Annotated in this window: 16 protein-coding genes; 8 read left to right on the top strand and 8 right to left on the bottom strand. The window is 48.3% G+C overall.

Annotation, left to right across the window (positions count from 1 at the left end):
- Positions 1 to 127: 127 nt before the first annotated feature.
- The 5 genes from H6F72_RS21780 to H6F72_RS21760 all read right to left on the bottom strand — a co-directional run bounded on the left by H6F72_RS21780 (position 128) and on the right by H6F72_RS21760 (position 5,977).
- Positions 128 to 1,048: a ParB/RepB/Spo0J family partition protein gene (locus H6F72_RS21780; protein WP_348252471.1), complete on the bottom strand. Its 921-nt coding sequence runs from the start codon at positions 1,046 to 1,048 to the stop codon at positions 128 to 130.
- On the bottom strand, positions 1,045 to 1,800 hold the full coding sequence (locus H6F72_RS21775) for a ParA family protein (RefSeq protein WP_190440752.1): 756 nt from the start codon (positions 1,798 to 1,800) through the stop codon (positions 1,045 to 1,047). The genes H6F72_RS21780 and H6F72_RS21775 overlap by 4 nt, the downstream gene beginning before the upstream one ends.
- Before the next feature lie 169 nt (positions 1,801 to 1,969).
- Positions 1,970 to 2,500 (bottom strand): hypothetical protein, encoded by a 531-nt coding sequence (locus H6F72_RS21770; protein WP_190440750.1) that lies wholly within the window; start codon positions 2,498 to 2,500, stop codon positions 1,970 to 1,972.
- Positions 2,501 to 2,534: 34 nt separating this feature from the next.
- Positions 2,535 to 5,549: a hypothetical protein gene (locus H6F72_RS21765; protein ID WP_190440746.1), complete on the bottom strand. Its 3,015-nt coding sequence runs from the start codon at positions 5,547 to 5,549 to the stop codon at positions 2,535 to 2,537.
- Between the two features lie 11 nt (positions 5,550 to 5,560).
- Positions 5,561 to 5,977 carry a hypothetical protein gene (locus tag H6F72_RS21760; RefSeq protein ID WP_190440743.1) on the bottom strand — a complete coding sequence of 139 codons (417 nt, stop codon included), beginning with the start codon at positions 5,975 to 5,977 and terminating at the stop codon, positions 5,561 to 5,563.
- 162 nt (positions 5,978 to 6,139) lie between these two features.
- On the opposite strand from H6F72_RS21760, the gene H6F72_RS21755 reads away from it, so the two are divergent.
- The 3 genes from H6F72_RS21755 to H6F72_RS21745 are packed head-to-tail and all read left to right on the top strand — an operon-like array spanning position 6,140 to position 8,660.
- A complete protein-coding gene (locus H6F72_RS21755) occupies positions 6,140 to 7,495 on the top strand; it encodes a CHASE3 domain-containing protein (RefSeq protein WP_190440741.1) in 1,356 nt (451 codons plus the stop codon).
- A gap of 12 nt (positions 7,496 to 7,507) precedes the next feature.
- A complete protein-coding gene (locus H6F72_RS21750; protein WP_242017064.1) occupies positions 7,508 to 7,921 on the top strand; it encodes a response regulator in 414 nt (137 codons plus the stop codon).
- Positions 7,914 to 8,660, top strand: coding sequence for a hypothetical protein (locus H6F72_RS21745; RefSeq protein WP_190440735.1), 747 nt, complete (start codon positions 7,914 to 7,916; stop codon positions 8,658 to 8,660). Before H6F72_RS21750 ends, H6F72_RS21745 begins: the two co-directional genes overlap by 8 nt.
- A gap of 15 nt (positions 8,661 to 8,675) precedes the next feature.
- Here H6F72_RS21745 and H6F72_RS21740 read toward each other — a convergent pair whose 3' ends face one another.
- A complete protein-coding gene (locus H6F72_RS21740; RefSeq protein ID WP_190440732.1) occupies positions 8,676 to 9,320 on the bottom strand; it encodes a hypothetical protein in 645 nt (214 codons plus the stop codon).
- 167 nt (positions 9,321 to 9,487) lie between these two features.
- Between H6F72_RS21740 and H6F72_RS21735 the strand changes: the two genes are divergently transcribed.
- Positions 9,488 to 9,790, top strand: coding sequence for a hypothetical protein (locus H6F72_RS21735; RefSeq protein ID WP_190440729.1), 303 nt, complete (start codon positions 9,488 to 9,490; stop codon positions 9,788 to 9,790).
- Here the strand turns inward: H6F72_RS21735 and H6F72_RS21730 are convergent.
- Together H6F72_RS21730 and H6F72_RS21725 are read right to left on the bottom strand one after the other, a co-directional pair.
- Entirely contained in the window at positions 9,774 to 10,463 is a 690-nt protein-coding gene (locus H6F72_RS21730; RefSeq protein ID WP_190440726.1) for a PAS domain-containing protein, read from the bottom strand. The two genes, H6F72_RS21735 and H6F72_RS21730, sit on opposite strands and share 17 nt — an antisense overlap.
- Positions 10,453 to 10,821, bottom strand: coding sequence for a hypothetical protein (locus H6F72_RS21725; protein WP_190440710.1), 369 nt, complete (start codon positions 10,819 to 10,821; stop codon positions 10,453 to 10,455). The genes H6F72_RS21730 and H6F72_RS21725 overlap by 11 nt, the downstream gene beginning before the upstream one ends.
- A 182-nt stretch (positions 10,822 to 11,003) precedes the next feature.
- On the opposite strand from H6F72_RS21725, the gene H6F72_RS21720 reads away from it, so the two are divergent.
- The 4 genes from H6F72_RS21720 to H6F72_RS21705 all read left to right on the top strand — a co-directional run bounded on the left by H6F72_RS21720 (position 11,004) and on the right by H6F72_RS21705 (position 13,005).
- Entirely contained in the window at positions 11,004 to 11,435 is a 432-nt protein-coding gene (locus H6F72_RS21720) for a hypothetical protein (protein WP_190440707.1), read from the top strand.
- Positions 11,404 to 12,162 (top strand): hypothetical protein, encoded by a 759-nt coding sequence (locus tag H6F72_RS21715; RefSeq protein ID WP_190440702.1) that lies wholly within the window; start codon positions 11,404 to 11,406, stop codon positions 12,160 to 12,162. The genes H6F72_RS21720 and H6F72_RS21715 overlap by 32 nt, the downstream gene beginning before the upstream one ends.
- Before the next feature lie 124 nt (positions 12,163 to 12,286).
- The gene (locus H6F72_RS21710; RefSeq protein ID WP_190440699.1) at positions 12,287 to 12,742 is read left to right on the top strand and encodes a hypothetical protein; all 456 of its coding nucleotides are present in this window, start codon (positions 12,287 to 12,289) and stop codon (positions 12,740 to 12,742) included.
- On the top strand, positions 12,739 to 13,005 hold the full coding sequence (locus H6F72_RS21705; RefSeq protein WP_190440697.1) for a hypothetical protein: 267 nt from the start codon (positions 12,739 to 12,741) through the stop codon (positions 13,003 to 13,005). Before H6F72_RS21710 ends, H6F72_RS21705 begins: the two co-directional genes overlap by 4 nt.
- Positions 13,006 to 13,130 lie beyond the last annotated feature (125 nt).

Below are 13,130 nucleotides of genomic sequence, written 5' to 3'. Positions count from 1 at the left end.
TAGTTGAATATCCAGAACTGTTTAGAAGGTCTAAGCATCTCAAACGATCGCGCAGGTCTTATCCTCAGTCCGATCGCTCTTATCAAAATAACTCAGCCACGCTGCCATCTTACAGCATCTCAAATTTTTATTCAGCCAGTAAGGACTCCATTTGAGCAAGTAACTTTTCCAACTGCTTGCGTCTCCTAGGATCGTCCCAGAGCCCCGATTTCTTGACTTGCTTGTAGGTGGAGTCAAATCGAGATTTAAGGGATTCCTCTGGCAAAGGCTTGAGTGATTTGATTCGCTCTTTAATCTGACTCAGAGACAGTTCTTGCGCGATCGCCTCTTCAAGTATTTCCTGCCTCTGCTCATCATCTTTGACGCCCGCGATCGCTCGTGCCTTGGTGTACTCAAGCTGGCCTTGTCGTAGTGTCTCCAGAACATCACTTGGAAGTTTGAGTAGTGGCAAGCGGCTGACTCTGAAGCTTTCGGGCGTAAATTTGCCAACAGCGGCAAACACCCCTTCTACAACTTCCCATTGATTACGGAAAACGTTTTCCGTAACTTCATCAAGCTCCCCTTCAGTGCGATCTAAATAGGCTTTGCGGTTGAGGATGGCGATCGCCTCGTTAGTTGTTCCGCCTAATCGATTAGCCAAAAGCTGCAAGACACCTTCTGTCTCTTCAACGGGATTGAGATCTTCCCGCTGAAGGTTCTCAATCAGTGCAATCTCTAGTGCTTGGTCATCCGTTAGTTCTCGGATTGTGACGGGCACTTCATCCAGTCCCGCCTCTTTTGCTGCACGGTAACGTCGTTCCCCAGCAACTAACTCATACTGCCCTGATGACAGTGGGCGAACCAACAAGTTTTCTAAAATTCCATACTCTTTAACAGAATCAACTAACCGCTCCATCCTTTGCGGGTCGAAGTAGCGTCGGGGTTGATGAGCAGGTAGATGAATTGCTGACACTGAAATTGTTTGTTTGGCAACTTCTGGCTCATCGGTGCCAAACAGAGCATCTACCCCCATCACCTGGCGGTAAGGTTTCTCGCTCCTAGTCTTCACTTCAATTTCTCCAAATGCTTAGCGATCTGATTCAAAATCTCCAAAGCCGGATGCTTGGCATTGTAAAGCGCTAGAGGTAAGTGGTCCTCTGCGGCATCTGCTAAAGCTGTGGCTCGTACAATTGGGTCAAAAACTTTAGCAACAGGTGCCATCTGCTCTGTAATGGCTTGCAGTGCTCGCTTGTCTTGTGAGTTCTGGGAAGCATACATCGTCGGCACAAACCCAGCAACTTGAAGTTGAGGGTTTGTCCGCTTCTTTACGCGAGCAATTGTTTTAAACAGCAACTCAGTTCCACAAAACGCTTTGTATTGAGTTTGAATGGGAACGAGAATGTGAGTGGCAGCAACTAAGCTTATATAGCTCAGCAGCCCTAAGCTGGGAGGGCAGTCAATCAAGATGTAGTCATAGCGATCGCGCAAAGGCTTGAGAGCTTCTTGCAAGCGATAGTCACGGGCATCCGCCATCACCAGTTCCAGCTCAGCCCCGCTAAGGTTGATGTTGGCAGGCACTAAATCCATGCCATGCAACGTATGAGGTTCGAGAGGTCGATCCTCCATGATCGACTCATAGATCGTTGCTTTTAGCTCTGATGGTTCCAAACCCATAAACAAGGTCAATGAGCCTTGCGGGTCCATGTCAATCAATAGAACTTTTTGCTTCTTGCGCTGAGCTAGTTGATAGCCTAAATTCATCGTCAGGGTAGACTTTCCGACTCCACCCGCTTGGTTAAAAACTGCAATAATTTGGCTCAACGAACCACTCTCCTAATAGAGCCAACAATGAGTCAAATTCTACCGTAACGTTATGGAATTAACGCTATTAAATAAACAATTTTTTGGTGCGATCGCCACAAATTGCTCAAATTGGCATTAAAAAACCCCCGAGAAGGGGGCTGTCCTAGGAGAGGCTACGACCGAAAATCTATCTAGCGTTCAGAGCGGGAAGAGCGCTCTGCTCCTCAATATCGACATCATCGAACTGCATCGTAATTTCTGCAATACACGTGCCGTCTCCTTCATCTGCGTTCATGTCAAAATCGGGGATTGTCATCCTCGAAATCCAGCAACCAAAGAGTCGAGCTCTAAGGGGTGGCGCATCAGAGCCACTGTTATAAGTCCCAGGAGAGCCTTGAAATAATCTGAGAAAAATGATGGTGGCGTTACGTTTGTACGTTGGGTCAACTCCGCGATCGCCCCGATCCTGTGACATGCTGAACCAACGCAAATATACGGCTCGCGTCTCGTCATCCGCAAAGTGAAATGTCTTGGTGAACTCGCCCGATCGCCGCCGTCCGCCAGGAACTCGCGTCTGATCAGGAAGCTCGATAACTCCCAGGGCCATTTCGATCGTATCCCTTGTGATGTCGAGAATTTCCGCATCTGGGAACCCATCAACCAAAAATCTCTGTTTTGCTTTCGGGAAAATATTTCCCTCTAAAACTGCCTTTCTCACGGTGAATCGCTCCTTAGCTTTGGGGAAATATTTCCTAAACAGCAGCTTGGTTCAGGGTGTTGCCATACTGCGCCACCAAAATATCTGGGCCACAGTCAATGCTGAGACGCTCCAAAATTCCTGTTGGAACATATCGGAAGAAAATCCTCAACCGACCATTGACGATATCGACCACCGCGTCTTGAGAGCCTGCATCAGTGATGACGTTGCCTGAAGGAGAACCACCTTGAATTTGCACCGCCTGGGAGAAGCTGAGGTAGCGAGTAAATACCCCCTTGCGATATTCCTGCCTAGCAAAATTGTTGAGTACCATCACAATCTGCTCAGCCAAGTAAGGTTGATTTGGTTTGAAGAGGGTTTCTAAAAGAGTCCTAGCTTCAAGAAAGATCCGCACGTAATTGGATTGGATGCGTCTAATATGGGTGAAATCGTAGGTGGGACTAATGGCTGGAGAGCGAGCCCCAAAGACTATCACATTCCCTTGGTAGGACTTAATGGTATGGAGGCCAGCCACGTTAATGATCGCCTCATCAGCGGGTAGAGCCTCGAAGGGGAGCTTGATAATTCGGGATAATATAGCATCTACCCCAGCAAAGGGTCTGTGGTAGCCGCGCGCCGCTGTCGCAAAGGCACTTTCACCCCCCATCACATCGCCTGAAATGGAAATCATGCGATCGCCTGCGCCCAAAGGATTAGAGACGAATCCGTAGCTTGGGAATGCTGCGGTGATGAAGTTGTTCCGTCCCAAATCCTGATTAAGGAAAGCTTCTGCTGCCGCCGCCGAATTATACTGCGAAGGAATCTCCGCCCGAAATTCATAGGCTTTAGCAGCCGCATAAGCAGCAAAAGCTTTTTGTACCGCAACATCAGAGATACCTGGACAGGCCATCCGAATTAGCCCTTGGTTACGGCCAAAGGTGGCATTCTCCAAATGGTTGCGATCGATGTCGGCAAACTTAGTGAGGTGATACGGGATCAGATGTGCCGTGTTCCCGTCGTAACCCCGCGTGAGTTGCTGCGGATAGACCAATAGGAAGCGATCGCCTTCATCTGCGACTAGTGTCAGGTCATACCCTTGGTCCACCTGCACATAACCTAGCTTCTTAGTCTCGGTTAAAGCTGCCAGATTAGAGGGGAAGGCAGTTTCAAGGGTCAGCGAAGTATTACTCGCGATCGTGCGGACTTTCCGAGCGGTCTTGCTAACCGGGTCATAGATATAGTCACCTGGCTTCAGTACTGCCAAGAAGTTGGTGCTAGTACCTGTGACCGTTACTCCACTAGAACTAATGCTGCCTTGCAGATCCATGGGAGCAACAGCTCCCTTAACCCGGAAATAGTTACGAGCCTGAGTGTAAGGATTCGGGTAGAGCAGATTCCCAATTACTAAACTCGGCTCGAGCTCGGCAATGGTATAGATGCGATCGTTTGTTAGAGCTAAAGCAGTTCCTGAGCCATTACAAGGCCGAACATCTGCCTGAGCATTAGTGGTGTAAGCAGAGTTCCAAAGGGATTCGACCGTAATCCATTTTTGATAGTTAACACTTCCAGCTCGAAAGGCTACGTTACTATCGTTCACCAAGGGCTCGACAAAAAACGGATCACTAGGATCTAGTGAGGCATCAGAAATCTGTAGTACAACCGAACCGTTGAACCGAACTGTCATTCCAAAGTGGGTGTCAGGGTATCGAGTGCCTTGGCTGATTTCTACTGCCAAGCCCTCATTTCTAGGTGCCGACAAATTCACCATTGCCAGCTGATTTTGCTTGGTTAGCTGAGCCGCTGTGAAATCCATTGAAAATGGTCGTTCGACTCTCAGCTCAGTGGCACTTATAACACTGGTAACTTTGACGGTTGAGCCTTGGCGATTTGGATCAATTAAGTACTGACCTGCTGACACCTGAGTCGCAAACTGAGTCCCTGTTCCAGTCACAACTAGGTTATCGGCTTCAGCCGCCGTGCCTGCCGTCACATCAGCAGTAAATCCTGATGCCAAAGTCAAGTCAGTATTAGAAACGATAGCTGCTACCGTCCGCCCCTGTCTTTGACCATTGATATCGACATACAGGGTGTCACCAACTGCTAGTTCAGTTGTGAATGTAGTAAGGGTGCCAGTGACAGTTAGGTTGTCAGTTTGGAGCGTCAAGCCAGTACCACCATTGGAAAAGGCTTGAGCAACTGTCAACGTTGTGTCGCTAGTAATGCTCTCGATCGCACGGGTTTCACCGCTGTAGGAGACATTGCCTCCCACCTTGAGCTCAGTCGTAAATAGGGTACCTGTGCCTGTGATGACCCTGCCGTTAATAGCCACAGTGCCAGTGACATTACGAGATAGAGGGAACGCGATCGTTCCAGCTAGAGCGCGATACCGCGTGTAGGTAGCCGTTCCAGTGAGAGCAACAGGACCGCTTACTCCATCGATAATCAAGTCATATTGAGCGGCGACTGTAAACACAGCCTCCCCAGAAACAGGATTAGCCTCTGTGTTAGCGACAATTCGATAACGCTTACCAGGAGACCCTGTAAACTCTGCCTCAGCATCAATGAACTCATTGGCTTGGGTGTCTGGTGCAACTAGCGTAAAGGTACGACTAGTTGCCGTAACTAGTGGAGTTTGAGCAATTTGGTTTGCAGCTCCTCCCCAGCGGCCTTCATTAGCCGCCATAACACGCAGTGCATCCGCCCCAATCCGATTCTTTAACGTCAATGAAGCCCTGCGAGCTTTTCGATCCAAATCTAGACGGGTAATCCAGAGCTGACCTGACCCCCTCCCAGTAGCAAAGAAACCATCAATTGCATCAGGCAACAAATGAGCCCCATTGGCAAACAGATGCCAGCGAGAATCTCGGGGGTCACCAAAAATCTCGTCATACTCTCGTCGAGAGTTAATGGGAATTGCTACACCCATTGGACCACGCTTTAGAACCCCCCAATAGGCGCAGCTGCCATAGCGCGGATCTTCTAAGGCGTTACCACCCGATCGTTCAATTACATCTGTCCCAGCCGCCCCTAAGGGAGGACCAAAGACATAGGTTGCTTCCTGTAGTGCCATCGCTTAACCTCTTATTCTGCTGCTGGACTCAAAACTTTGTTGCCGCTGCCTAAAAAACCGCGCTCCCGCAGGATGTAAACACGCTCCCGAATGCTTCGCTGCCCACCACCAGGAGCCATTTCTGTATTGGCGAGGTTGGCTTCCGCTTCAATCTGGTTGATCTGCTCATGAGAAGCCTCCAGAAGCGGGTCATTTGGATCAATCAGAATAGCGCCAGTAAAAACTAGCTCCTGTCGGTAACCCAAACGCTCAATAAACTTCTGAACCAGCTGAATCTCATCTAGGGTCAAGAAGCGAGGTTCAGTACTGAGAAAAAATTCCTCCTCTTCTGGATGGGTGCTTTTGACACCTGTGAAGCCAGGAGGATAAGAAACTTGCAGTGGCTCTCGCTGAAATCTCAGTGCCACTTGCTTCTGCATAGTCGTCATAGGGGTCCCCCAAAAATGCAAAAAGAGGAGACCGCGACTCAGCGGCCTCCTCTTTCGGGTTAGCGATTAAGTTAGAGATTAGTTATAAAACTGTTAATGCCAAAATATTAACATGATTAGATAATTTAGGCGGATGGTAGTACCCCTCCAGTGAGGCAGGCAATGAGGCCAAGGGCACTCAACAACAGGATCAACGCTGGGTTTGCCCTGGCACTGGTTATATTTCTATTACTTAGTAGCAGTCTCGTTTTCTTTTCACTGCTGTGGTTGCAGGCATCCAAAAGCGAGAGTAGGGCTGCTGAAATTAGTAGGCAACTAGAACGAGTGCTGTTGCTGACCATTGATGTAGAAACAGGACAGCACGGCTTCATCTTGACTGGTAGGGAGGAATATTTAGAGCCCTACTACCGAGCGATCGCCACGATTGATGAGTCACAAAATAGACTACGTCAGGCAGTGGATGATCCTCAACAGCAGTTATGGCTGCAACAACTAGAACCTTTGATTAACCGAAGGATAAGCCTAGCCAAACAAGCCGTTCAACTGAGGCAAGAACAGGGCTTTATAGCTGCTCAAGAACAAATCTTGTCTAACCAAGGCAAACAAGTGCAAGACCAAATTCGGGATATGGTCGCACAGCTGCAATATCGGGAAACGAAGTTACTGAATGCTCGGTCTCGCGAAGCTCAACAAGTTGCAAAGATAACTATTGTTGGAGCGATCGCTGGGTTAGTTGCAGCTCCTTTGCTCGTCTTTTACCAGCTCCGCCTGGTACGCCAAAAAGTGCGTCAGGTCAGTCAAGCTGAGTCGAATTTGAGGCAGGCTAACGAACAACTCGAATCAGCCAACCAAGAATTAGAAGGCTTTACCTACGCAGCTTCCCACGACCTGAAGACTCCTCTTAGGGGAATTAGTGGGTTAATTGCCATTTTGAAGCGCAAAATCAGTAGCAAAATCACCAATGAAGAGCACAGCTTGCTAGAGCAGATCATCAAGGATTGCGAGTATGCAATGCGCTTAGTTGACGACATTTTGATTTACTCGCGTGTAGGCCGACTGCAAGAGCAACCAAAACTTGTCAATGTCAATCAACTTTTAACAGAAGTCGTAGCGCACCTAAATCCCGAAATCATCAAAACTCAAGCTTCAATCCGTTGGGACAGGATACCCAATGTCTGGGCAGACCCGTTTCAGTTGATTCAGGTATTTGAAAATTTGATTGCCAATGCCCTGAAATATCGATCTAAAGAGCATCCACTTATCATTTCTATTACTGCTGAAGCAACGCCGCAAGAGTGGATTTTTAGTGTGCGAGATAACGGTATTGGTATCGCTCCAGAGGACCAAGGACAGTTATTTACGATGTTCAAACGCCTACACTCTCAAAGCGAATACGAAGGTACAGGAATTGGTCTTGCCACCGTAAAAAAAATTGCCATGAGACATGGTGGTACGGCTTGGGTTGAGTCTGAAGGGGCAGGGTGCGGTTCCACATTCCGATTCTCAATTAGAAGGTGAGTCGTGGCAGTAATGCGTTTGCTATTAATTGATGACGACACGAGCGCCGCTATGATTGCTCGCGCCGCACTCGAAGAGAGTTGGGCTAGGCGGAGTATTCAAGGGGAAATTACGGTTTGTTTCAACGGAGTGGAGGCGATCGCCTACTTGCAGCAAGCACCTACTCTGCCTCACGTGATTCTGAGTGACTTGAAGATGCCTCGCATTGGTGGACTGGAGTTATTGAAAATTCTCAAAGCGAATGCTCGTTTTCTCAAAATCCCAGTGGTCATCATTACAACCAGCAACAATCCTAGCGATATCAATGCGGCTTGGGAGCGGCAATGCGCTGGGTATGTCCTCAAGGTTGCTTCCTACGAGGAGTTTGCTGACAACCTGGATAAGCTACAGCAGTCTTGGGAAGCCATGAGGTTACCCCATGTATGATACCGATCAGTTACATCTCTTGCTGATTGAGGATACCTCTTCAGACGCCCGCATCTTTTGTGAGCAGGTTAAAGAGCGGCATGGTGATCAGGCAACGGTGGAGTGGAAGCGAAGCTTCAAGGAAGCAATGCTTTACCTGCAACTTCATCCAGAAATTGACCAAATTTGGCTAGACCCAGGACTGGCAGACTTGGGCAAGGAGGCATTGGGTGAGGCGATCGCTTATCTGAAGCGTTATGGAGAGGTACAGCTAATTAGCTCCATTGCTGCCCCGGCTATTAAACGTGAGGCCAGGAAACAAGAAGTCGAGGTCTATGAGAAAACAGCCGATTTCGGGTCAGTTCTAGAAAAAATTGAAAAAGTATTAGAGGCCAGAGGTGGAACGACCATTAAGGTTGGTCAAGCTCAATTACAAGGCCAAATCGCCAAGCTGGAATATCAGGTCGGGGAAAATGTTAAAGCAATTGAGAAGTCGCGTCAGGATTGGGAGCAAACTGTTAAAGCCCTGAGGGACGAGCTTGCAGTTATCAAGAAAACACAGGAGACCGCAAGCAACGATACGGCGGTTAGGCTGGCTCGCATCCAAGCTTTTAGCCAAGTAGCAGTAGCGATCGCCACCGGCTTGTTTGGTCTGACAGCCGTCATCGCTCCAATTTTGATTCCCTTAGCCAAAGATTTCTACTTTCAAGGTGGCAATACTCCAACCCAACAGCCTGAGCAGCCCAAGCGATCGCCGTAGAAATTCTTGGCCATTTTATTTCTTGTCTAGCTTCCAGTAGTCTTTATTATCTGAAGGACTCCTAGGCTCTAGCTCCCCCCAGCCTGCGATCGCCACGTTCACCTGATGGTCCCAGCCATCCCAATCAAGTTTCCTCAAGGAGACGGTGAGAAGCCGACGCGCCAGTATTCGCATGGCAATCGCCGCATTCAGTGATGGTTGACTCGATAATTTTGCATTTAAGAAGGAACTGTTACGCGAATAGAGAATTTCCCATTGATCCGACTGACGCTCAGCCTTCATTACCTGAATTTGGTGCTTACCCCAACTCTTGCCCTGTCCTCGCTTCAAGTTAAACCTGCGAACTCCAGTTGAGAGAATGATGGAGGTCGTAGATTTTCCTGTATAGGGGATTTCAAAGCAAACTAAATAATAGAAAAAAGCGTGGTCGGTAGTGAGTGGAGTCGCTTTCCACATAGCGATCGCCCACGGATCTGCACTACGAACGAGTTGCAGTTTGTTCAGCATCCCCAAATATTTCTGATGCTCAAAAAAGTCAGATTCTGTAAGGGTTTGCTCGAATACTTCTTTGAGAGCAGTAGCTTTAGGCTTTTTCCCTAGGACTGTTTGCTGAAACCAATTGACAAAGCTGGTGAGAAAGTTTTGAGAACGCGGGTTCATGAAAAGCCAACAGGAAAAGGGTCTGCTGATAGAGATACGCCCTAGAACCAGCCCCGCACTCGACTTTACCCTTTCACCGTTCGCGTCCTAAGGTTTGCTCGTCTACACTGGTGCAGGTGATTTCAGAATAATAATATTCTAATAAAATAAACAGCATCAGGAAAATTATGCCCCCAGCAAAAGCTAAGTCTATTTTTCAAAGCCGCACGTTCTGGGGCGCAATGGTCGCTTTGCTGCCTGCGATCGCCATTGTGGCACCGCCTCTAGGGAAAGCAGCGGACGAAGGCAGAGGCCTAAGCGGAACAGAAATTGCCAATATTGTTGTGGGCATCACAGGCGTGCTAGGTGGAGGGACTGCTATTGCAGGAAGAGTGGCAGCAGCAACTCCGGTTTACACCCCTGAGTGGGCACCTGGCCCCAATGCTTCTGATTTCGATGAAGGTGAAGAGGAGCCTAAGCAAACCTCTTAATCAGTTCAAACCGATCGTACTCACTGATACGAACTTCCACTTCTGTAGTGCGATCGCCTCGCAGCGGCACATCCGTCCAGACATCGTGGCGATAGGTACCAACGAAAGCCCCAAAATCACCATTGGTCCGAAACGCAGTCAAACTGCCGACAAGAACTCGATTTTCTTTAAGCCGTTGATTAAACTCGTCCGGATCATCGGGCGTGTATTCTTCCTTCTCCCTAAATAGGTCATAGATGTCAGGGACAATGATCTCGTCTGGAGGCAGTCCAACAAACGCAGGCATCAAGTCGTTCATAAAAATAACTTTCCCAGAACGAATCGTGACGATTCCGGTAGGTTTGTCATTTAAGGTTGCTTCCAGCAGTATCTGCTGATTTCGACTACGTGGGGTAGGCAAATATCTTTGGTTGAAATCGCGTATTTCCTGAATGTCAGGCACTCCTGCTTCATCAGCAAAAGCAGCTGGGACTTCAAAATCGCGTTTGCAACCAGTCCAACGAATCACAGCTTGCTGACAACGCTCCTTCTTAGCCAACTTAGCTACAACGCTGGGATAACAGGTCAGCATTAACCCAATAAATTCATTAGCGGCATGCAGAACTAATTCCTTCTCGCTGGGAATAGAACGGCAATGCCTCAATAGATAGTCAGGGCTAAGACTAGTTTCCATTTCCGTTACCTACTTTGGGTTGAGCGGGAGGAAAAGTTTTGGTCCGAATTTGCCTTAGGTCTTCAGTAGATAGGGGATCTTGATTGGGCACTGGTTTGGTTAGCAATCCTCCCAATCTAATTAGAGCAGTATCACTTGGCTTAGCACCTTTAGCGATCGCCTCTAATTCCTCCAACGTTAGGCAGGATTCTCGCGCTAGTTCTTCCAAATTCCATCCTTGGACTAGTTCAGCAATGGAAAAATCACGCCACTGAACTATAAGTAATCCGCGAGACCAATGCTCAAGAAATTCAGAAAGGTTGAGGCCAATGCGCTTCAAAGCCTCAGGAATTAGTCCTTTGGCAGTAGGCGTCACCATAGTTTTGACCTGAGCCGTTTTCGTCTCAGGCCAATTGGTTTCAGGCTGCCCCGCTTGTGATTTTCCCCTGCTCTTTCTCCCCATGCCAACACTTTACCAAGTCTAGTACCTAGCCTATATTTCAGTTTGATTTATTAGGCCGAGTACTTGACCTATTGACTAGGCAAGGTACTCGGCCTAATATGGCTCTATTAGGTAATTCCACGCGAAACAAAAAATTTCACATGGAATTCACGCGGAACCCTGAAATGAGTCACGAGTTACTTACTGAAGCCTATGTTCTAAAGCGCTTACAGCGACTTCGCGGAGGCTTAATTATCCCCCCTGACCTTCGCAAGATCCTTAAAAATGAGTTTTCTGTGCCCGACTGGCTAATTCAGAAACTCGAAGCCCTTGCTCCTGGCAAACCTATTTCGACAACAACTTTTTGGAGGTGGCGAGACGCACAGGAAATCAAACCTGTTACTGAAAGTGGTGGTAGTTTCTACACTCACAAAGATCTTAGGAAGCTCGAAGAAGCTTGCCTGTTTCATTGGAACGGCGGCAAAAAATTTGTTGAAGTTTTATACATGGAGAAACAACGTGGTAGCGACCCCTCAGAAATCCTCCTCTAAGGCGGCTGAAACTAAAGCAACCGAAACTAAGGTTGCAGACAAGAAAACTACTGAAGTTAAAGCAGAGAAGCCTGTTGACCAGACGCAAGCCCAACAAGCGCAAGTCAAACCTGACTCTGATCCAACTGCCCCTCAGGTGTTTGAAGTTCTAGACATTCGAATGTCCTTGTTACGCGAGGGCTACAAGCAAGATGATGTTACGAATGCCCGAATCGAATCAGTGGCAGGCACTCTGGGATTGCAGAAGCCGTTTACAACTGATCAGGCTCAGAGTGTTCGCAGAGCAATTCGCGCCCAACTTGGCGAGCCGCAAGGTCAAGCCGCTCAACAGCCTCAGCAACCGCAAGCTCAGGCTGCTCAGTCTAGCTTCGCTGTACCTGACCACTCGCAAGACAATGCAGCCGCGATTACCACTGTTCAGCAGAACTTAGCCGGGGCGATCGCTGCATCTGATCAGACCTTCATTGAGCTGGGTCAGAACTTAGGTAGACGTCAACTGTCATTGATGCTGAATGCTCAGCTTGAAACGCTGGTGGCTGGCTCTCAAGTTCTAGCTCAAGTGATCACAGGGTTTAATCAGCAGGTCGTGACCGTGGTTAATCAAGCTGATAAGAAGCTGACTGCAAGCGATTTTAAGTTCTTACCTGATCTGCCTCAGCACGCCTTGCCTCACACACTGGGCAACGAATCAAGTGTAGAAGGCGATGTCTACCAGCGATGGAGTTAAGAGTGATTGAGTCTTTCAATCCCTGCCGCTCTTAGTGTTTCAAGTTCTTGTGTAAGTAAGAGTTGAGCGATTGCAACTCGCTCAACTCAGTGAAAAAGTGCAAAAACGACAATACCAATCTACTATGGACAGTTCAAAAAGTTGGATCATTCAGGTTGACGGTAACGGTCAAGTCCTCAAAGCGACCCCATTGCCTCAAGATGGCGCGATCGCTGTCAGTGCTCCTCAAGGTCAGGTTGTGCAAGCTAGCTCTGATGCTGTAGATATTCAGCCCCGCTCTCGACAACAGAGTGAAGGTAGTAGCGCTGGCTGGATTCCACTATTTCTAATGGGAGCGATCGCCCTCTCGGTTGGTGGATTCATTGCAGACAAGCTCTTTGGAATTATTCAAGAGCAGCAAAAGCAGCTCGAACTAGAACGAACCGAGCAGAAAGGTTTTGAGCGTGGCTTGCAGTTTCAGTCTTCTGCCTTGGGGCGATTTTATGCGAACTCTAGCAATAGCGGTAATTGTGTCAATAAGTATCGCGGTTCTGGGCGGCGCTGCAATTCGGTTCAGTCAACCGCTGGAGATGCAGCATGAGCGATCATCAACCTGAAACCGTTCCTCCTAAGTCCGATCGCTGTGCGGCAAAGGCATCTCTTCAATCCACAATTCACCTCTCATTCACACCTGCTCAGTTGAGAGCGCTTGCTGACAAAGCAGAGAAGCTGATTGAAGAATGCCCCAGCATTCATGTTGAAGAGAGCTACTTTCTGCTGGAGAGACATCAAATTGCTCAGCCTGGGTCCATTGTCAGTATTCGCTTGTTCGCTACCTGGGTCAGCGGATTTCACCCGGAATAATTCGTTTCACCTGGAATCCTCATGAACGTTACAGCAGAGTCTATTGCTGAATCAGTTGATGGGCGACTTGTTCAAGATGCGAAAGAGGTTCAGGGAATGCTCAGTTCCCCTAGAGATCAGATATT

The sequence above is a fragment of the Trichocoleus sp. FACHB-46 genome (genome assembly GCF_014695385.1).
GTDB lineage: Bacteria > Cyanobacteriota > Cyanobacteriia > FACHB-46 > FACHB-46 > Trichocoleus.
This window is presented reverse-complemented; position numbering and strand designations above follow the sequence as displayed.